This is a genomic window from Curtobacterium sp. PhB191 (genome assembly GCF_004346515.1).
In the GTDB taxonomy this organism is placed as follows: domain Bacteria; phylum Actinomycetota; class Actinomycetes; order Actinomycetales; family Microbacteriaceae; genus Curtobacterium.
The window spans coordinates 265,390-285,156 of sequence record NZ_SMBV01000004.1 but is presented as its reverse complement, the minus strand read 5'-3'; the positions used below and the strand labels follow the sequence as shown (position 1 = coordinate 285,156).

The 19,767-nt window shown below is 70.3% G+C and carries 15 protein-coding genes; 2 read left to right on the top strand and 13 right to left on the bottom strand.

The window, feature by feature from the left end; all coding sequences use genetic code 11:
* Positions 1–6: 6 nt before the first annotated feature.
* Positions 7–1,269 (bottom strand): extracellular solute-binding protein, encoded by a 1,263-nt coding sequence (locus tag EDF48_RS09125; RefSeq protein WP_243698072.1) that lies wholly within the window; start codon positions 1,267–1,269, stop codon positions 7–9.
* 168 nt (positions 1,270–1,437) lie between these two features.
* On the opposite strand from EDF48_RS09125, the gene EDF48_RS09120 reads away from it, so the two are divergent.
* A complete protein-coding gene (locus EDF48_RS09120; RefSeq protein ID WP_131879491.1) occupies positions 1,438–2,694 on the top strand; it encodes an ROK family protein in 1,257 nt (418 codons plus the stop codon).
* Here EDF48_RS09120 and EDF48_RS09115 read toward each other — a convergent pair.
* On the bottom strand, positions 2,600–3,325 hold the full coding sequence (locus tag EDF48_RS09115; protein WP_131879489.1) for a CoA pyrophosphatase: 726 nt from the start codon (positions 3,323–3,325) through the stop codon (positions 2,600–2,602). The genes EDF48_RS09120 and EDF48_RS09115 overlap by 95 nt on opposite strands.
* Before the next feature lie 134 nt (positions 3,326–3,459).
* The gene (locus EDF48_RS09110; protein ID WP_243698071.1) at positions 3,460–4,290 is read right to left on the bottom strand and encodes a siderophore-interacting protein; all 831 of its coding nucleotides are present in this window, start codon (positions 4,288–4,290) and stop codon (positions 3,460–3,462) included.
* A 113-nt stretch (positions 4,291–4,403) separates the two neighbouring features.
* On the opposite strand from EDF48_RS09110, the gene EDF48_RS09105 reads away from it, so the two are divergent.
* A complete protein-coding gene (locus EDF48_RS09105) occupies positions 4,404–4,925 on the top strand; it encodes a hypothetical protein (protein ID WP_131879487.1) in 522 nt (173 codons plus the stop codon).
* Between the two features lie 85 nt (positions 4,926–5,010).
* Here the strand turns inward: EDF48_RS09105 and EDF48_RS09100 are convergent, their stop codons facing one another.
* From EDF48_RS09100 to EDF48_RS09055, 10 genes are all read right to left on the bottom strand, one after another.
* A complete protein-coding gene (locus tag EDF48_RS09100; RefSeq protein ID WP_131879485.1) occupies positions 5,011–5,994 on the bottom strand; it encodes a glycoside hydrolase family 16 protein in 984 nt (327 codons plus the stop codon).
* A gap of 274 nt (positions 5,995–6,268) precedes the next feature.
* Positions 6,269–7,462, bottom strand: a complete 1,194-nt coding sequence (locus EDF48_RS09095; protein ID WP_131879591.1) for an alpha-hydroxy-acid oxidizing protein — start codon at positions 7,460–7,462, stop codon at positions 6,269–6,271.
* A gap of 128 nt (positions 7,463–7,590) precedes the next feature.
* The gene (locus EDF48_RS09090; RefSeq protein ID WP_131879483.1) at positions 7,591–9,069 is read right to left on the bottom strand and encodes a rhamnulokinase family protein; all 1,479 of its coding nucleotides are present in this window, start codon (positions 9,067–9,069) and stop codon (positions 7,591–7,593) included.
* Between the two features lie 21 nt (positions 9,070–9,090).
* Positions 9,091–11,193, bottom strand: a complete 2,103-nt coding sequence (locus tag EDF48_RS09085) for a bifunctional aldolase/short-chain dehydrogenase (RefSeq protein WP_131879481.1) — start codon at positions 11,191–11,193, stop codon at positions 9,091–9,093.
* A gap of 4 nt (positions 11,194–11,197) precedes the next feature.
* The gene (rhaI, locus tag EDF48_RS09080) at positions 11,198–12,370 is read right to left on the bottom strand and encodes an L-rhamnose isomerase (RefSeq protein WP_131879479.1); all 1,173 of its coding nucleotides are present in this window, start codon (positions 12,368–12,370) and stop codon (positions 11,198–11,200) included.
* 335 nt (positions 12,371–12,705) lie between these two features.
* Positions 12,706–15,012, bottom strand: coding sequence for an alpha-L-rhamnosidase (locus EDF48_RS09075; RefSeq protein ID WP_131879477.1), 2,307 nt, complete (start codon positions 15,010–15,012; stop codon positions 12,706–12,708).
* A 121-nt stretch (positions 15,013–15,133) separates the two neighbouring features.
* Positions 15,134–15,940 carry a carbohydrate ABC transporter permease gene (locus EDF48_RS09070; protein ID WP_235036067.1) on the bottom strand — a complete coding sequence of 269 codons (807 nt, stop codon included), beginning with the start codon at positions 15,938–15,940 and terminating at the stop codon, positions 15,134–15,136.
* A gap of 86 nt (positions 15,941–16,026) precedes the next feature.
* Positions 16,027–16,962 (bottom strand): sugar ABC transporter permease, encoded by a 936-nt coding sequence (locus EDF48_RS09065; protein ID WP_243649937.1) that lies wholly within the window; start codon positions 16,960–16,962, stop codon positions 16,027–16,029.
* Between the two features lie 4 nt (positions 16,963–16,966).
* Complete coding sequence (locus tag EDF48_RS09060; RefSeq protein WP_123938521.1) at positions 16,967–18,316, bottom strand: ABC transporter substrate-binding protein; 1,350 nt, start codon at positions 18,314–18,316, stop codon at positions 16,967–16,969.
* Between the two features lie 332 nt (positions 18,317–18,648).
* On the bottom strand, positions 18,649–19,734 hold the full coding sequence (locus EDF48_RS09055) for a LacI family DNA-binding transcriptional regulator (protein WP_123338735.1): 1,086 nt from the start codon (positions 19,732–19,734) through the stop codon (positions 18,649–18,651).
* Between the last annotated feature and the right edge of the window lie 33 nt (positions 19,735–19,767).

The following is a 19,767-nucleotide window of genomic DNA, read 5'->3' as shown; positions in this document are numbered from 1 at the left end:
GTCTCCTTACGCGGCCGTGCGGAGCGCGAGACGCGCCCAGTCGGCGTCGAGGGTGCGGAGCTGGCGCTGCGGATCGCCTCCGAAGGCGATCGACTGCGCGTAGTTCGCGACCGGGATCTCGGCGGGGATGAGCTGCGACGCACCGAGGTAGAAGGCGGCGTCGTCGTAGTACGACTGCATGCCGGTCAGCGCCGGGTTCGACGCCGGGGGAGCGTCCTTGCGGACACCGAAGCCGTTGTTGTCGGCGTTGTACTTGTCGTTGACCTTCGACTGCATCAGGAACGTCAGGAACTCGCGGGCGGCCTCCTGCTTGCGGGACGCCTCCGGGATCCAGAGCGCCAGGTCGACGTTCACCCGCACCTTGTTGTCCGCGGCGTCGTCGGTGACGGGCAGCGGGAACGTGCCGAGGTCCATGTCCTTGTTCGTCTTGGCGATCTCGCCGAGCGCCCACGGCCCCTGCAGGTACATCGCGGCCTTGCCCTGTGCGAACGCGAGGTTGCCGTCGCCGTACCCGCGGCTGGCGGCACCGTCCTGGTGCCATGCGCGCAGCTGGGTCATGCGTTCCATCGGCGTCCGCAGGTCCTTCTCGAACGACACCGACGAGTCCTTGCCGACGCTCGTGCCCTCGCGTCGCAGTGCGTCGAACGTCTTCGGGGTGTCGATCGCACCGCCGACCGTGTAGTCGAACATGCCCTGCGCGATCGTCCAGTTGTCCTTGAACGTCCCGTAGATCGGGGCGATGCCGGCCTGCTGCAGGCGCCCGCAGAGATCGGCGAACTCGCTCCAGGTGGTGGGTACCTCGAGTCCCTGCTCGGCGAACAGTGCCTTGTTGTAGATCACCGAGGCGGCAGTCACCGAGTACGGCAGCGCGCTCTTGCGACCCGGGTAGTCGGCGGTCTGCTGCATGAGCGGCCACAGGTCCGGGTTGATCGTGTCGGCCTGCGACAGGTCGGAGAGGTCCGTCAGGGCTCCGTGCTCGACGAACGGCACGACCGAGAAGTTGTAGTTCCAGCAGCCGAGGTCCGGCGGCCGGTTCCGGACGAAGTTCGCGGACATGCTCGAGGTCGAGTCGCGGACGACCCGCACCTTCGACTGGCTGTCGTGGAACTGCGCGATGACGCCGTCGAAGTACCCGATGACCTCGGGCTTCGAGACGTAGAACGTGATGGTCTCCGGCTTGGCGCTCGAGGACCCGATCGGGGCGCACCCGGCGAGCGCGAGGCCCGCTCCGATGCCGCCGGCTCCGAGCAGGAACGAGCGTCGGCTCACCGATGCCGCCGTCCTGGTCGTGGCGTGTGGTTGCACGTCGTCTCCGTCCGTCCGGACCCGGCAGCCCTGCCGTTCCGTCCTGCGATCGGCTCCGATGCCGACCGCGAGACTAAATCTAGCGACAAAATCTAATTACGCAAGGAACTCGTTGCGCGATAAGGTCGCGGCATGCCGCCACCCCGTCGAACGAGCGCCGAGACACTGCTCGCGCACGCCTTCGACGCTGGCGCCTTCACCGCGACCGAAGCCATCGACGCCACCGGCCTGACCCGCTCGACCGTGCTGGCCGCGTGCGAGGAACTCGTCCGGCTCGGCTGGCTCCACGAGCTCGATGACGCCCGTGCCGCCGGGGAGTACCGGATCGGCCGGCCTGCCCGTCGCTACGAACTCGACACCGCCGCCGGGGTCGTCGTCGGCGTGGACGCCGGACAGCACCGGGTCACCGCCATCGTCGCCGACCTGCGCGGCACCGTGCTCGGGCGCGCCGAAGGGGCACTCGGTGAGTCGGGACTCGAGGTCCCCGTCCGGCTCGCAGTCCTCGCCGACACCGTGGACGACGCGCTCGCCGCGGCCGGAGCCGACCGCTCCCGCGTCCTGGTCACCGTCGTCGGCATCCCCGCGCCGGTCGACGCCGGCGGGGCATCGCCGGGCGACGGCGGCTTCTGGGACCGGATGAACCCGGGCTTCGCCGGCGCCGTCCCGCACGGCCGCGTCGTCGTCGAGAACGACGCGAACCTCGCCGCGCTCGCCGAGCGGCCGTCATCGGGGGACGCCTCGTTCGCCGCACTGCTCTCCGGCGAGCGGTTCGGCAGCGGCCTCGTGGTCGACGGTGTGCTGCTCCGCGGTGCCCACGGCGGCGCGGGGGAGATGCGCGTGCTCGACATCGTCCAGGGGGTCGGGTCGTCGGACGGCATCGGCGCGACGGCGCGGACGCTGGTCGCCGAGGCCGTCGCTGCGGGCGAGGTCCGGCCGGGCAGTCCGCTCGCGGTGGACGCCGGTGCCTCCGCCGTGTTCCGCGCGGCGCAGGACGGCGACACCGTGGCGCTGGCGATCGTCGACCGCCTCGGCGACCGACTGGCCCGCGTCTGCGTCCTGCTCGCCAGCCTGCTCGACATCGACCGCGTGGTCGTCGCCGGTGCGATCGCCCAGCCGGCGGTCGCCGTCATCGACCGGGCTCGTGCCCTGCTCGACGGTTGGCACTTCGACCCCGTGCCCGACCTGGTGGCGTCGACGCTCGGCGGTGACGTCGTCGTCATCGGGGCAGTCGCCCACGCGGTAGACGCGGTCCGTGCCGACCCGCTGTCGTTCCCGCTGGGCGGTGCCGACCGGATCAGTGTCGACGATCGAGCGGCAGTTCCCGCTCCCGATCCCAGTCCTCGGTCCACCCGAGCCGGTCGAACAACGCATCCAGCAGCATCGCGGTGAACCCCCACACCAGGTGGTCGTCGTGGTGGTCGCCGTCGTCGTGGTCGCTGTGCTCCGCATCGACGGTGAAGCCCGGCCCGCGCCACTCCTGACCACCGCGTCGGATCACCGTGACCCCGCGGTTCGCCGGGTCGAGCAGGTCCGCCACGGGGACCCGGAACACCGCGGCCGACTCGCGCTCGTCGACGACCCGGATCGGGGACGGCTCGCGCCACCACCCCAGCACCGGGCGCACCAGGTGGTTCGAGAACGCCAGCGGCACCGCGGGCAGCGTGCCGAGGACCTCGACGCCCGTCGGGTCGAGCCCGGTCTCCTCGTGTGCTTCGCGGAGGGCTGCGGCGACGGCGTCGGCATCGCCCGGGTCGATCCGTCCACCGGGGAACGCGACCTCGCCCGGGTGCGCGCGCAGGGTCGTGGCACGCGCGAGCAGCAGGACGTCGAGGTCGCGTTGGACGTCGGCGGCGACGGCCGGGCGGTCGCTGGGGGTGCGGTCGAGCGTGCCGAAGAGCATCAGGACGGCGGCGTGCCGCGGGGTGGTCGTGCCGCCGGGTTCGACGGGAGGCTCGGCGTCGCCCCACCCGTTCGCTGCGACGGTCGCGAGTGCCGCCCGTGCTCGCCCCTCGTCACCCATCACCCGCCCACCCTAGGCGTGCGGCGCTGGTGGCCGTGCGCCGTGTGCCGTGCTTCGTGAGCAGAAATGGTCGGGTCGGGAATCGGCACTCGACCATTCCTGCTCACGAAGTTGCCGGAGGTGCCCGAACGCAGTCAGCCGGACCGGCCCGCGCGCCAGTACCCGGTGAAGGCGATCCGCTCCTTCGGGATGCCCGCGCCGACCCAGTGCCGTCGTGCTCCGCCGGCGAGGGACTGCTCGCCGGCGACCCAGGCAGCGTGGTCGGGGCTCACCGACGATCGGGTGACCGCGTCGAGCGCCGCGGCTCCGGGACGTCGACCGGGTTCGCGGGTGATCCACGTCACGTCGATGCCGGTCGGCGCATCGATGGTCCGCACGTCGGCGTCCGTCGGGACCTCGAGGATCGCGGTGCCCTTGGTCGAACGGGGGAGCGACTCGAGGATCCCGGCTGCAGCGGGCAGGGCGCTCTCGTCCGCGACGATCACGATCGGACGACCGAGGGCGTCCCGGTCGAAGCCGATGCCCTCGTCGATGAGCCCGGCCACGTCGCCGGGCTGTGCGCCGAGTGCCCACCCAGCCGCGGTCGGCCCGGTCGGTGCGTGGTCGTCACCAGTGCCGTGCACCACGAAGTCGACGTCGAGCTCGTCGCCCTGGTGCAGTCGCCGGAGGCTCCGCACGGTGTAGCTGCGGAGGATCGGTCGGCTCGCCTTCGCCACCGTCAGGAACCTCAGGTAGCTCACCGTGTCGAGCTTCTGCGGGGCCCGCGCGAGGTCACCGCCGTCCACCGGCAGGAACAGACGGAACCACTGGTCGTAGCCCATGTGGGTGAATCGGCTCAGGTCGTCGTCGCCGAACACCACGCGGATGAAGGACGGCGAGATCCGTTCGGTCCGCACGACGTGCAGGGTGAGGAGCTCGACGCGTTCCGGCTTCGTGCGGGTCGCCTGCATGTTCGTCCGTGCCACGTAGGTAAGGCTAACCTAACTATTACTCGAGCGGGAAGGCTCAGCCGACTCCCGGGCACCGTCGGCATGGTGGAGGAACCGAGGACCACTCGAACATTCGACGAGGAGACACCGTGGACCGCTTTCGACGACTCCCGCTGCCGGCACTGCTGCCCATCGTGTTCGTCCTGGTCGGCGGACTGTACTTCGCCATCGGTCTGGCTTCGAACCCCGACGGTGCCGGTCTGGCCGCCCGCGCGATCGGATCGCTCTTCTACGCCGTCTTGATGACGGTGTTCTTCGGCTTCCTCATCGCCTACCGTCGCCGCCGAGCGGGTGGCACCGAGGGTGCTGCCGCGATCCAGCGAGCGGTGCGCTCCGGAGACCTGCCGGACGACGTCGACCACGTCGTGTGGACCCGCGAGCTCGAGTCGACCCGCAAGCGGTACCGGAACAACCGGGTCATCGTGCCGATCATGGTCGTCGTCTTCGCGGCCTTCTCGGTCTGGGCAGCTCTGACGGTCAGTCCGTTCTGGTGGGCGATCCTGGTGCTGTTCGTGGGGATGTGCGCGTACTCCGTCTGGGAGACCCGACGGGCACTGCGGAACATCGACCACCTGCTGACCACCCTGCGCGGAACCTGGACCGTGCGCTGACGTCGCGAGCCTGATCCAGTGAGCAGAAGACGTCGGGTCCCTGGTGGGAAACCGACGTCTTCTGCTCACTCAGTGGGCCGAACGCTCACTCCGTGGTGGAGACCCAGTCGATGAGCAGGTTGCCCTGGTCGCCCCAGTTGCCGACCTGGAACATGAAGCGGTGCGGGGTCGTCGGTACGTCGTGCGTGATCGTGTCGAGGACCTTGCCGTCGACGCTGTAGGTGACCGACTCTCCGGGCACCCAGTCCACCGTGTAGGTGTGCCAGTCGCGCCATGAGACGCCCGTGCCGATCTGGACGCGGTCGGCTTCCTTGCCCGGGGTCATCGAGTGGTGGAAGGCCGAGGGGCTGTCCTCGAAGTTGCCCTCGGGGAAGTCGATCTCGCCGTCGGACCAGGTGCCCGACGTCGGCCACAGCATGAACGCCGCGCCGTTGCCGTCGCCACCGGTTGCCTTGGCGCGGACGGAGAACGAGCCGCCGACGTGGTCCCAGGCTCCGGCGGAGGAGCCGAACGTGCCGGCCGCCCCCGCTCCGGTGCCGAGGGCGACGTCCATCACGCCGTCGTGCACCGAGACGGTCTTGCTCGGCGCGTAGATGCCGGAGGTGCCGTCGGGGTAGGGCTGCCACGACTGCGGGTAGAGCCGCGAGACGAGGCCGGTGACGGCGTCGGTGGTGAAGTCCTCGACGAACGAGGCGGCCGGCGCAGCGGAGGTGTCGGCGACCTCGTCCTGCGGTTCGGCCGCGTCGTCGGCGTCCGACTCCGCGGCTTCGGCGTCGTCGGTGGGCGCAGCCGCCTCGGGTTCCGCGGTCGGGGTGGTGTCCTTGATCGGCGCGGCCTCGGCGGTCGGCGCGGGCGTCTCCGTCGGCGTCGCGTCCGACTCCTCGTCGTCTGACGGGGCCGGGGTCGCAGTGTCCGAGGGGGTGGGCGTGGGGGTCACCGGGGCGTGCTGCCCGTGGCGGTGTCCGCCCCAGCCCCACCAGCTGTCAGCGGAGGCGGCGGAGGCGGTGGGGACTCCGAGTGCCAGGCAACCGGCGGTCGCTGCCGCCAGGATCGCGCGACGGCGGCTCATCGGGTGTGCCGTTCGGTGGTGGAGGTGATGGGCGTGGTGGTCGCGGGGGTCGTGCCGCGCATGGGCGTGCACGTGCTTCGGGTCGAGATGTCGGGCTCCTCGGGGTGCTCGGGCGCAGGATGCGGGGAGGGGACGGCGCGCCAGGGGGCAGGATGCCGAGGGGTTCGGTGACGCGTCCACGGACATCTTGCATCATTTGTGCCCCGTTCGGGGGTAATCGCCCGAATCGGCACCCGAACGCGCGGTGAACGGCGGGCAGCCCGCGCCCGCCGCCTCAGCCGCGCGGCACCGGCTGCAAGCGCTGCAGCTGCGTCACGTGACCGGGCTCGAGCTCGTCGAGCGACGTGACCCCGAGCAGCCGCATCGTGCGCTCGATCTGCTCCGACAGGATCTGGATCATCCGGTCGACACCGGCCTCGCCGCCCGCCATCAGCCCGTACAGGTACGCGCGAGCGACCATGGTGAACTTCGCACCGAGCGCCACGGCGGCGACGATGTCCGCGCCGGACATGATGCCGGTGTCGAGGTGCACCTCGGTGTCCATGCCGACCTCCTTCACCACGGAGGGCAGCAGGTGGAACGGCACGGGTGCCCGGTCGAGCTGGCGTCCGCCGTGGTTCGACAGCGTGATCCCGTCGACGCCCATGTCCGCCAGACGACGGGCGTCGGCCAGGGACTGCACGCCCTTGACGACGACCTTGCCCTTCCACTGGTCGCGGATCCAGGCGAGGTCCTCGTAGGTGACGGTCGGGTCGAACATGTGGTCGAGGAGCTCCCCGACGGTGCCGGACCACCGGTCGAGCGACGCGAACGCCAGCGGCTCGGTGGTCAGGAAGTCGAACCACCACCACGGTCGCGGGATGGCGTTCAGTACGGTCCGGGCGCTCAGCTGCGGCGGGATCGAGAAGCCGTTGCGCTTGTCCCGCAGGCGCGCGCCGGCGACGGGCACGTCCACGGTGACGAGCAGCGTGTCGAACCCGGCCTTCTCGGCGCGGGAGACCAGCGCCATCGACTTCTCGCGGTCCTTCCACATGTACAGCTGGAACCAGTTGCGGCCGTTCGGGTTGGCGCCGCGGACGTCCTCGATGGCCGTGGTGCCCATGGTGGAGAGCGAGAACGGGATGCCCGCGCGTCCGGCTGCCCGAGCACCGGCACGTTCGCCCTCGGTCTGCATCATGCGCGTGAACCCGGTGGGGGCGATGCCGAACGGGTACGCGACCGGCGCACCCAGCACCGAGCGCGAGGTGTCCACGGACGACACGTCGCGCAGGATCGCGGGTGTGAACTCGATGTCCTCGAACGCCTGGCGGGCGCGCGCGAGCGAGATCTCGGCCTCGGCGGCGCCCTCGGTGTAGTCGAACGCGGCCTTCGGCGTGCGGCGGGCGGCGATGTCGCGCAGGTCCCAGATCGTCAGGGCCTGTTCGAGGCGCTGACGCCGACCGGGCAGCGAAGGCTTCTTGAACTGCATGAGCGGCGCGAGGTCACGCACGGTCGGCAGCTGCCGCTTGATCGGGGTCCGCCGGGCCGACGGTGTGCCCGGGGTGGCTGCCGGTGCGCCCGTGGCGGGGTCGACGCGGTGCTGGTCGTCGGTCGAGGTCATACAGACATCCTACGTCTCGAGGTGGATTGGCGGAGGGAAGCGTCGGAGGAACGCGGGGTGTACCGGACGGGCTCGACGGTGCGCGCGATCGTCGCGCGCAGGGCCTCGAGCGATGCGCCGCGCAGGCCGCCGAGTCCGGCTGCCCGCGCCTGCACCAGGATGTTGCCGAGTGCCGTCGCCTCGACGGGCCCGGCCAGGACGGGCAGCCCGGTGCGGTCGGCCGTCAGCTGGCAGAGCAGTCGGTTCTGCGATCCGCCGCCGACGATGTGCACCTGTCGGACGTCTTTCCCCGTGATGGTGCTGATCGTCGCAAGTGTCTCCGCGTACGCGCCGGCCAGTGACTCGAGGATCGAGCGCACGAACTCGGCCCGCGACGCGGGCGCGCTCAGCCCGTGGTCGCCGCACCAGGCGGCGATGCGCGCGGGCATGTCGCCGGGCGCCGTGAACGACTCGTCAGCGGGGTCGAAGACGGGGACCGGGGCCGTGACGGCCGCGGCGGAGGCGAGCAGGGCCTCCAGGTCGATGCTCGCGCCGTCACGTTCCCAGGTGCGGACGCTCTCGGAGAGCAACCACAGTCCGGACACGTTCTTCAGGAACCGGACGCGGCCGTCGACCCCGCCCTCGTTGGTGCAGTTCGCGTCGCGCGCCGCGTCCGACAGGACGGGTGCGTCGAGCTCGACGCCGACGAGTGACCAGGTGCCGGAGGAGATGTACGCGAAGTCCGGTTCGGTCGCGGGGACCGCGACGACGGCGGAGGCCGTGTCGTGCGAGCCGACGAGCGTGACGGGTGCCTGCCCGCCGACGGCGTCGGCGACGGACGGCAGCAGGGGCCCGAGTCGGTCGCCCGGGTCACGCAGGGTGGGCAGGAGGCCGGCCGGGAGGCCCGCAGCAGCCCGCAACGCCGGGTCCCACCCGCGGGTCGTCGCGTTCAGGACCCCGGTCGTCGACGCGTTCGTGCGCTCGGCCGCCTCGACACCGGTGAGCCAGTAGCCGAGCAGGTCGGGGACGAGCAACGCCCGCTGCGCGAGCTGCAGGGACGGGTCGGCAGCGAACTGGAACACCGTGTTGAAGGGCAGGTGCTGCAGACCGTTCCGGGCGTACAGCTCGGCCGCGTCCATCCGTCGGTGCACGCGGTCGACGCCGCCCTCGTGCCGCTCGTCGCGGTAGTGGTACGGCAGCCCGAGCAGCCGACCGTCGCGCAGCAGGCCGTAGTCGACCGCCCACGAGTCGATGCCGATGCTGACGATCGCCGGGTGCGTGGCGAACGCCTGACGGAGGCCGTCGGTCACCTGTCGGTGGAGCTCGACGACGTCCCAGTGCAGGGCCTCGCGGTCGTGCTCGTGCAGGGTCACGGGGCCGTTCGGGAACCGGGCGACGTGCTCCATCCGGACGCCGTCGGTGTCGACGTGCCCGAGGATCACGCGGCCGCTGGTGGCCCCGAGGTCGACGGCGGCGACGGTGCCGCTGGTGGACATGCTCTTACCTCTTGTCGTTCATCAGCGCAGGAACGCGGCGGCGACACCCGCGTCGACGGGCACGTGCAACCCGGTCGTGTGCGAGAAGTCGTCGGTGCAGATGGCGTAGACGGCGTTCGCGACGTTCTCCGGGACGACCTCGCGCTTGAGGATGGTGCGCTGGGCGTAGAACGCGCCGAGGTCCTGCTCCTCGATGCCGTAGGTCTTCGCGCGGTTCGCTCCCCAGCCGCTCGCGAAGATCCCCGAGCCACGGACGACGCCGTCGGGGTTGATCCCGTTGACGCGGACACCGTGCTCGCCGAGCTCCGCCGCCAACAACCGGACCTGGTGCGCCTGGTCGGCCTTCGTCGCCGAGTACGCGATGTTGTTCGGACCGGCGAACACCGAGTTCTTCGACGAGATGTAGACGATGTCGCCGCCGAGGCCCTGCTCGATGAGGACCTTCGCTGCCGCCTTGGACACCAGGAACGACCCCTTCGCCATGACGTCGTGCTGCAGGTCCCAGTCCTGTTCGGTGGTCTCGAGCAGGCTCTTGCTGAGCGACAGTCCGGCGTTGTTGACGACGAGGTCGAGGCCGCCGAAGTGCAGCAGCGTCTCTTGGATGGCCTGCTCGATCTCCGCTGCGGACGTCACGTTCGCCGCGACGCCGATGGCCCTGTCCGTGTTCCCGATCTCGGCCGCAGCGTCTTGCGCCTTCGTGAGGTCGAGGTCGGCGATGACGACCGCGGCACCCTCGGCGGCCAGGCGCTTCGCGATCGCCTTGCCGATGCCGCTCGCGGCTCCGGTGACCAGGGCGATGCGGGTGGCGAGCTTCTTGGGGGCCGGCATCCGCTGCAGCTTCGCCTCTTCGAGGGCCCAGTACTCGATGCGGAACTTCTCGGCCTCGTCGATGGGGGCGTAGGTGCTCAGCGACTCGGCGCCGCGCATGACGTTGATCGCGTTGACGTAGAACTCCCCGGCGACGCGGGCGGTCTGGGCGTCCTTGCCGTAGGAGAACATCCCGACGCCGGGCACCAGCACGATGAGGGGGTCGGCGCCGCGGATCGCGGGGGAGTCCGGGTTCGCGTGGCGGTCGTAGTAGGCCTGGTAGTCCGCGCGGTACTGCTCGTGGAGTTCGTGCAGGCGGGCGGTCTGCTCGTCGACGCTCGCGGTGGCGGGCAGGTCGAGGATGAGGGGCTTCACCTTGGTGCGCAGGAAGTGGTCGGGGCAGCTCGTGCCGAGCGCGGCGAGCTCCTCGGCGCGCGACGACGCCAGGAACTCGAGCACGACATCGCTGTCGGTGAAGTGCCCCACCACCGGCTTGTCGTGCCCGGCGATGCCGCGGATCGTCGGTGCGAGGGCGGCGGCGCGTGCGTGGCGTTCCTCGGTCGGCAGCGCCTCGAAGCCTGCTCGGGATCCGCCGAACGGGTCGGCCTTCCCGTGCTCCGCGATGAACTGCTCGGCGGTGTCGATGATCCAGCGCGAGTTCGCCTCGGCCTCCTCGCTCGTCTCGCCCCAAGCCGTGATCCCGTGGCCGCCGAGGATCGTGCCGATCGCCTGGGGGTTGTCCCGCTTGATCGCGGCGATGTCGAGCCCGAGCTGGAACCCGGGTCGGCGCCACGGCACCCACACCACCGTGTCGCCGAAGATCGTCGACGTCAGGGCTGGTCCGTCCGCCGCCGTCGCGATGGCGATGCCGGCGTCCGGGTGCAGGTGGTCGACGTGCGCGGCGTCGACCAGGGCGTGCATCGCCGTGTCGATGGACGGGGCGGCACCGCCCTTGCCGTGCAGCGTGTAGTCGAACGCGGCGACCATCTCGTCCTCGCGCTCCACTCCCGGGCCTGTTTCTGATGCGTACATGTCCTGGAGGGCACGGACGCGGTCGACGCGCAGGACCGCGAGGCCCGCCGGGGTGAGGGTGCCGAGGTCGCCCCCGGAGCCCTTCACCCAGAGCAGCTCCACCGGCTCGCCCGTGACCGGGTCGGTGTCGGTGCCCTTCGCCGAGGTGTTCCCGCCGGCGTAGTTCGTGATCCGCGGATCCGAGCCGAGCGCGTTCGAGCGCGCGATGAGCGCACTGATCGTGGTGTCTGCGTCGGTGCCGTGCGTTGCGGGGTCCACCCGAGCCTCCAGGTCGTTGATCGTCATCTGTCTACGCGCCCCAGCCGGCCTGGACGCCACCGACGCGGTCCTCGGCGATCGACTGCTGGTACCCGGAGTCCAGGTACGCGCGCATCGGGTTCGCCGGCAGACCGCGGGATTCGCGCCACGCGGCGAGGTCCGCCCGGACGTCGGTCTGGTACGCGTCCATGAAGACCTCGTTCGCGCCGAGGACGTCGTGGGCCTCCTGCGCTGCGGTCAGGGCCACGCGGTCGAGGAGCAGTGCCCGGGCCGTCATCTCCTGCACGTTGAGCACGGAGCGGATCTGACCGGGGATCTTGTCCTCGATGTTGTGGCACTGGTCGAGCATGAACGCGACGTCGTGGTTGTCGTAGCCGCCGCCGCGGATGACCTCGACCAGGATGCGGAACAGCTGGAACGGGTCCGCTGCGCCCACGATCAGGTCGTCGTCGGCGTAGAACCGCGAGTTGAAGTCGAAGCTGCCGAGCTTGCCGAGGCGCAGGAGCTGCATCACGATGAACTCGATGTTCGTGCCGGGGGCGTGGTGGCCGGTGTCGAGGCAGACCATCGCCTTGTCGCCGAGCGCGGACGTCTGCACGTAGCTCGTGCCCCAGTCCGGCACGTCGGTGTGGTAGAACGACGGCTCGAAGAACTTGTACTCGAGCACCAGGCGCTGGTCGGCACCGAGGCGGTCGTAGATCGTGCTGAGCGACTCGTGCAGGCGGTCCTGGCGGGAGCGCATGTCCTCCTGCCCGGGGTAGTTCGAGCCCTCGGCGAGCCAGATCTTCAGGTCGCGGCTGCCGGTGGCGTCCATCACGTCGATGCAGCGCAGGTGGTGGTCGATCGCCTTCTGCCGGATCGTCTCGTCGACGTGGGTCAGGGCGCCGAACTTGTAGTCGTCGTCCTGGAACGTGTTCGAGTTCACGGTGCCGAGCGACACCCCGTGCTCTTCGGCGTGCCGCTTGAGGTCGCTGAAGTCGTCGACGAGGTCCCACGGGATGTGCAGGGCCACGGTCGGTGCGAGGCCCGTGTACTTGTGCACCTGGGCGGCGTCGGCGATCTTCTCGTACGGGTCGCGCGGGGTGCCGGGCGTGCTGAACACCTTGAAGCGGGTCCCGGAGTTGCCGAAGGCCCAGCTGGGCAGCTCGATCTGCTGTCGTGCGAGCTGGTCGGCGATGCCGGTGAAGGTCGGGGTCGATGTCATCGTGTCACTTCCTCGTGTGCGATTGAATCGTTTCATACAGTACGGGTCGCGGCGGTCTGCCGCAACCGTGTGGGGTGTGTTGCGTCGCGCGCCCCGTTGCGGTCATCGCGCCCCGGAGAGTCGGGGCGCGATGACCGCACGGGGGCGCGATGCGGGACGGGCGCGGGCGCGATGCGCGCACGGGGGCGCGGGACGGGCGCGGGCTGCGCGCCCCGTTGCGGTCTTCGCGCCCCGAAGAGTCGGGGCGCGAAGACCGCCCGGGGGCGCGACGCCGGGCGAGCGCCGTCAGGCGTCCCGCGCACCCACCGTGACCAGCCCACCGTCCGCTCCCCGCGCTACGCCGCGGGGACCGCAGCCGGCGCGCGCAGCTCGTGCGAGCCAGCGCCGAGCCGCTGCTCCGCAGCACCCGGCAGGCGCACGACCGCAGTGACGCCCTCCGGCACCTGTGCACGGACGAGCAGCTCGCCGTCGACGAGCTCCCACCGCACCGCGATGTGCCCGTGCACGGAGTCGAGCGACGTCGAAGCCCACGTCAGGCCACCGCCCGGCTGCGGTGCGATGAGCACGGAGGCGTACCCCGGTTCGAGCGCCGACAGACCGCCCACCACCCGGTGCATCCAGTCCGCCACGGCACCGAGTGCGTAGTGGTTGAACGAGGTCATCTCACCCGGGTTGATGGTGCCGTCCGGCAGCATCGAGTCCCAACGCTCCCAGACCGTCGTCGCACCCATCGTCACCGGGTACAGCCACGACGGGCACTCCGTCTGCAGAAGCAGCCGGTACGCGTCGTCGAGGTGTCCGGTCTGCGTCAGCGCGTCGGTGATGAACGGCGTACCCGCGAAGCCCGTCGAGATCCGGTACCCGGACTGCTCGGCCAGCTCCGCCAGGCGGTCGCCCGCACGGCGCTCGTCGTCCTCGTCGAGGATGCCGAACACGATCGCGAGCGCGTAGACGGTGGTGCAGTCGCTCCGGATGCGGCCGTCGGTCACGTAGTGCTGACGGAACGCGGCCTGGAGGCCCGTGGCGAGCTCCTCGGCTTCCGTCGCCTCCGCCTCGTGGCCCGTCAACCGCGCCGCCTGCGCCACCAGGGTCGCGCTGCGGTACGCGCACGCCGTCGCGACGACGCCCGGGTCGGCCTTCGCCTTGGCGGCGTCCTCCGGCGGGGCGTCCGGGTCGAGCCAGTCGCCGAACTGGAAGACGGTGTCCCACAGGCCCTCGGGTGACAGGTGGCCCTTGATGCGGCGGAGGTGCGCCGTCATCGAGTCGAGCTGCTCCTCGAGCACCGCGGTGTCGCCGTAGGCCTGGTACAGGGTCCACGGCACCCAGACGCCGGCGTCCGACCAGATGGCGGTGGCGTCGGGGGTGCCGAAGTCCTCGGCGGGGGAGTACTTGAGCACGTCCGGCACCACGAACGGGATGACACCGTCGGCGTGCTGCTGCTCGAGCCACACGTCGCGGAGCCAGTCGCCCAGGAACGCGCGGGTGTCGAACAGGTAGGACGCCGTCGGCGCGAACGCCGCGATGTCGCCCGTCCAGCCGAGGCGCTCGTCACGCTGCGGGCAGTCGGTCGGGACGCTCAGGAAGTTGCCCTGCATGCCCCGGATGACGTTGTCGTGGAACGTGTTGAGCAGCTCGTGGCTGGACTCGAAGGTGCCCGTCCGGGTCAGGTCGGAGCCGACCTGCACCGCGGTGACGGCCGCGCGGAGTTCGTCGAGCGTGCCGGTCCAGCCGTCGACCTGGGCGTACCGGAAGCCGTGGAAGGTGAAGCGGGGCTCGAAGCGGTCCTCACCGCCGCTCAGGGTGAAGTGGTCCGTCGCCTTCGCGGTGCGCAGCGGGCGGGTGCCGAGCTCGTCGTGTTCGAGCACCTCGGCGTGCTTCAGGGTCAGCACCCTGCCCGCGGGCCCAGAGGCGACCACGCGGAGCCAGCCGACCAGGTTCACGCCGAAGTCGATCAGCGTCGCGCCGGACGGGCTCGTCCACACCTCGACGGGGGCGATCTCGGCGAGGGGTCGGACCGGCGGCACGGTGTCGGCGACGAGTTCGCGCTCGCCGATGTCGACGGTGCGCACGGCGCTGATGCGTCCCTCGTGGCCGTCGACGCTCGGTGTGGTGACCTCGCCGGGCGTCAGGAAGGAGCCGTCGCGGAGCCGGGCGTCGATGTCCTCACCGTCGTACAGCTGATCGGCGGTGATCGCGCTGGACAGGGCCTGCCAGTCCGTGTCGGTGGCGACGAGCTGTTCGTGGCCGTCGGCGAAGGTGATGCGGAGCTCGGCGAACCCGGCGGGCTCGTCGGCGTACCAGCCGCCGCCGCCACCCCAGGCGAGCCGACCGGCGGCCCAGCCCTTGCCGAGCACGAGTGCCAGCACGGCGGCACTGCCCGCGGGCGTCTCGGTCAGGTGCGCCGTGACGTCGTGCGAGACGACGCGGATGCGCCACTCGTAGCTCGTCCACCCCGGTTCGAGCAGGTGGTCGGAGACGCGTTCGCCACCAAGCCACGCCTCGACGACGCCGAGGGCGCTGACGTCGAGGGTCGCGCTCGTGACGGCGCCGTGGCCGTCGTCGAGGGTGAACTCACGGCGCAGGATCGGTGCGCTCCCGAGGTCGGCGTCGCTCGTGATGAACGGTGCTGTCCAGGCGGTCATGTGGTGTGTCCTTTCACGCGACCGGTCGTCGTCGACCGGTGCGGGGGTCGTGGGCCCGGCCGTCCCGTCGAGGTGGGACGACCGGAGGAGGCGAGCCGCGCCTCCAGGCCGGGGTCGGGCGTCAGCCCTTGACGGCGCCGCTGGTCATGCCGGCGACGATCTGTCGGTTGAAGAAGATGTAGAGGATGAGCGGCGGGATCGTGATGAGCAGGACGTCGGTGAACAGCAGGTTGAGCTGGCTGACCGACTGGCTCTGGAACGAGTAGAGCGTCTGCTGCACCGTGGCGTTCTCGGAACCCGGCAGGAAGTACAGCGGGTTCGTGAAGTCGTTGAACACCGTGACGGACTGCACGAGCACGACCGTGATGATGACCGGCTTGAGCAGCGGCAGCACGACGCCGAAGAACAGACGGATCGGTCCGGCGCCGTCGAGGACGGCTGCCTCGTCGAGCTCCTTCGGGATCGTCGCCACGAACGCCCGGAAGAGCAGGATGCAGAACGACAGGCCGAACGTCGCCTCGATGAGGATCATCCCGCCCATGGTCTTGAACAGGTTGAGCCCCTGCAGCACCCAGATCGTCGGGACGATCGCGGGCGGGACGATGAGGCCCGCCAGGACGAAGAAGTTGATCACGCCGTTCCACTTGCTCGGACGACGCTGCAGCACGTACCCGACCATCGCGGAGAACACGACCATCACGATCACGCTGCCCACGGTCAGGACCGCACTGTTCAGGAACGCGCGGACGATCACGCCGTCACCGGACCCGAACACGGCCTGCAGGTTCTGCCAGAGCTGCCACTCGGTCGGCAGGCTGAAGCCGAGCTGGTTCGCCTCGGCCGGGTTCTTCATGGCCTGCAGCAGGACGAAGACGAACGGCACCAGGAACACCACGAAGCTGACGACGATGGCGATCGAGCCGATGATCCACCGGCGGGTCCGGCCGGGGTGGCGGTTCCGGCTCGCCGGCGTCGGCGCACGGCCGGCGGTCCGGCGGGGGCTGGTGACGGCGGTCACAGGTCCGCCTCCTTGCGGTTCAGGAGCCACGAGATCGGGACCATGATCGCTGTCACGACCACGAACAGGACCACGTTGCCGGCGGTGGACAGGCCGTAGAACCCGGCCTGGTACTGCTTGTAGATGACGCTCGCGATGACGTCACTGGTGAACCCTGGCCCACCGCCGGTCATCGCCCAGATCAGGTCGAAGGACCGCAGCCCGCCGATCAGCGACAGGATGATGACGGTGCCCATCGCGGGACGCGACAGCGGCAGGGTGATGTTCCGGAAGATCGACCACGCGCTCGCGCCGTCGACCCGTGCGGCCTCGAAGTACTCCTGCGGGATCGCCACGATGCCGGCGATGAAGATGAGCGTCGCGATGCCGACGCCCTTCCAGACGTCCACCGCGGCGACGCTCCACAGGGCGAGGGCCGGGTCGGTCAGCCACCCCGGAGTGGGGAGGCCGACCGAGCCGAGGACGCCGTTGATGATCCCGTGGAACGGGTCCATCAGCGCCTTGAACGTGATGCCGATGCCGATCGTCGACACGAGCACCGGGAAGAACACGACCGCCCGCAGGTAGCCGCGCCCCAGCACGGGCGACGTGAGGAGCAGGGCGAGGGCGAGTCCGATGACCACCTTCGCCGCGCTCGTCACGAAGCCGTACTGGAACGTGTGCACGAACCCGGAGACGAGCTGCGGGTCCTGGAAGAACCGGACGAAGTTGTCGAAACCGATGAAGGTCTGGTCGAACAGCGTCCAGCGGGTGAGGGAGAAGTAGAACCCGGCGAAGGTGGGGACCGCGAAGAACACGACGTACAGCGCGATCGCGGGGATGAAGAACCACGCGGGGTAGAACGAGCGCATCCGCTTGCGCGCGGGACCGGTCCCGCCGGAACCCGCTCGGGTCTTCGCCGGCTCGAGTGCCGTCGTGAGTGTCGCGGTCACCGTGTCACCAGCCCTTGATGCCGAGCTGCTGGGCCTGCTGGACGACGTCGTCGTCGTACTGGTCAGCACCCTTGGCCGCGTTGGTGATGCCGGAGCCGACCTGCACGCAGATCTTCTCGAGGTTCGGGCCCTTGATCGGGGACAGGAACTCGAGCGCCGGGCTCGCCTTGCCGTCGTCCAGGTACTTCTGCAGGTCGTCGATCATCGGGGGCACGTCGTCCGGCAGCGAGCAGGTCGAGATGACGTACGGGCCACCGGGCGTTCCGGTGTCGTTCTGCACCTTGCAGCCGTCGGCCGAGTTCGCGAAGGCGATGAACTTCTTCGCGGCGGCGAGTTCGTCGCCCTCGGTGGTCTTCGGGATGTACAGGCCGTTCGGCTCCCAAATGGTCAGGTTCGTGTCGTCGGCGTCCTCGGCCGGCAGCGCGAACGCTCCGATGTCCGCGACCGCGTCGGGGCTGTCCTGCTGCAGGGTCGAGATCGCGTTCGTCAGCATCGGGTACTGCGCTCCGGTGCCGTCGGCGAGCATCTTCAGGCCGTTCGCCTGCGTGGCCGAGGCGTAGTCCTCGTTGTAGAGGTCCTTGTCCTTGCCCTCGGCGAGGTGGTCGAAGCCGGCGAGTGCGGGGTCCTTGGCGTAGGACTCCTTGTTCGCGGTGTAGTTCTCCGCCCAGTCCTTGTCCTGCGCCGTGATGTTGGCGAAGTCGCCGAGCACGAACAGCTGGCTGGTCCAGGTGTCGCCGTACGTCTGGATGATCGGGGCGACCTTGCCGGCGTCCTTGATCTTCTCGCTGTTGCTGATGAACTCGTCCCACGTGGTGGGGACGCTGAGTCCGAGGTCGGCGTAGACCTTCTTGTTGTACATGACGCCGCCGCCGAAGCTCGTGCCGAAGGGAGCGCCGTAGACGCCCTTGTCGGTGCTGACGACCTTGGTGAACTGCTCGTCGACGTCCTTCGTCCAGCTCTCGTCGGACAGGTCCACCAGGGTGTTGTCCGGGTTGAGGGCCTGCATGAGCGAACCGGAGTTGTAGTTGAAGACGTCGGCCATCTCGCCGGTCGACAGCTGGGTCTTCACCAGGTTGTCGCCGTCGGTGCCCTGCGGGCGGGTGTCGAACTTGACCGTGATGTCGGGGTTGGCCTTCTCGAACGCCTCGATGAGCGGCTTCGCGGTGGCTGCGGTCGCGGGTGAGTTGTCGGCCTGGTAGGTGATCTGCACCTTGCCGCCGCCTTCGTCGGCGGAACCGCCGGACGAACACGCCGCGAGCCCGCCGATCAGGACCGTGGCGCCGCCGATGGCGACGAGCCGTTTGACGACGGCGCGCTTGGTGAGCGTCCTCGTGGTCAGGGAACGAGCTGACATTCCTTACCTCCTCGTAAGGCCCGGGGCGGGGTACCCCGGGTGAAACGGACCCGGATCCCGCGTCGTCGTGGGCTCCGGTTGCTGCTGTTTAGAACGTTTCAATCAGGATGGAACCACGTGGATTGAAGCGTGTCAATCGCTGTGCCGATTTCGTTACGGGAACGCGCATGCCTGGTGCGCGCGGTCCCGCCTCGCCCCACCCGCCCTGCTTCGCCCGCCCTGCCTCCACCCCACCCGCGAAAGCGACAGTGTGCCGCGAACTGTTCGCGTGGATCTGTCGCTTTGCCGGACCAGACGGCGTCCCGTGCCGCAGGACTGTCGCTTTCGGGCGCTCAGGCCTCGGTGCGGCGCGGGTCGCTCGGCGCCGTGGCCCGCGCGGCCGCTGCACCGGCGCGGCCGAGCGTGCTCTCGCGGGGGACGAGCTCGCTGCCGAGCACCACGGTGCGGTGGACGTGCATCGGGTCGGAGAGTTCCTCGAGCAGCAGGGCCACGGCGGTGGCGCCCATCTCCTCGCCGTGCATGGTGACCGAGGTCAACGGCACCGCGCCGCCCCACGCCACCGAGTTGTGGTCGCACCCCGACACCGGGATGTCCTCGGGCACGCGGATGCCGGCGGCTCGGAGCTCGGAGACGACCGCCATCGCGAGCAGGTCCGTGACGCCCAGGACGCCGTCGGGCCGTTCGGCGACCGGCATCGCGGCGATCCGCGCGCCGGCGTCGGTGCCGCCGGGCGGGTCGATGTCACCGGCGTCGACGTCGACGAGTTCGACTCCGGGGTGTTCCGCGATCGCGCGGAGGAGCCCCGCGCGGCGACGGGCCACCGGCTGCAGGTCGGGCCGGGCGCTCACGAAGCCGATGCGTCGGCAGCCCTGCTCGATGAGGTGCTGCGCGGCCACGTACCCGGCCTGCTCGTTGTCGACGACCACCGAGCAGGCGTCCACCTCGGTCGGTTCGTAGTTGACGTAGACGACGGGCAGGCCGTGCTGCTTCGCCGCCTCGACCTGTGCGCGGGACTCCGTCATCGAGGCCAGCAGGATGCCGGACACCCGGGTGCTCTCGAGGAACGCGAGGTGTTCGCCCTGCGCCTCGAGGTCGTTCTCGCTGCTGGCGACGAGCAGGGTTCGCCGGCGTTCGCGGGCGGTCGTGTGCGCGCCGCTGACCACGTCGGTGAACAGCGAGTTGCGGAGCGAGGCGACCACGAGACCGATCGCCCGGGTGCTGCCGGACACCAGTGCCCGGGCGTTGCGGTTCGGCGTGTACCCGAGTTCGGCGATCGCGTCGTGCACGCGTGCGGCCGTGGGCTCGGCGACCCGCTCGGGGTGGTTCAGGACGTTCGAGACCGTCGCCAGCGAGACGCCGGCGCGAGCTGCGACGTGGTGCACGCTCGGCGGGCCGTCGCGCCGGGGGACATGCACCATGCTCCGATCGTAGGCCGCAGCGGCGGCCGATCC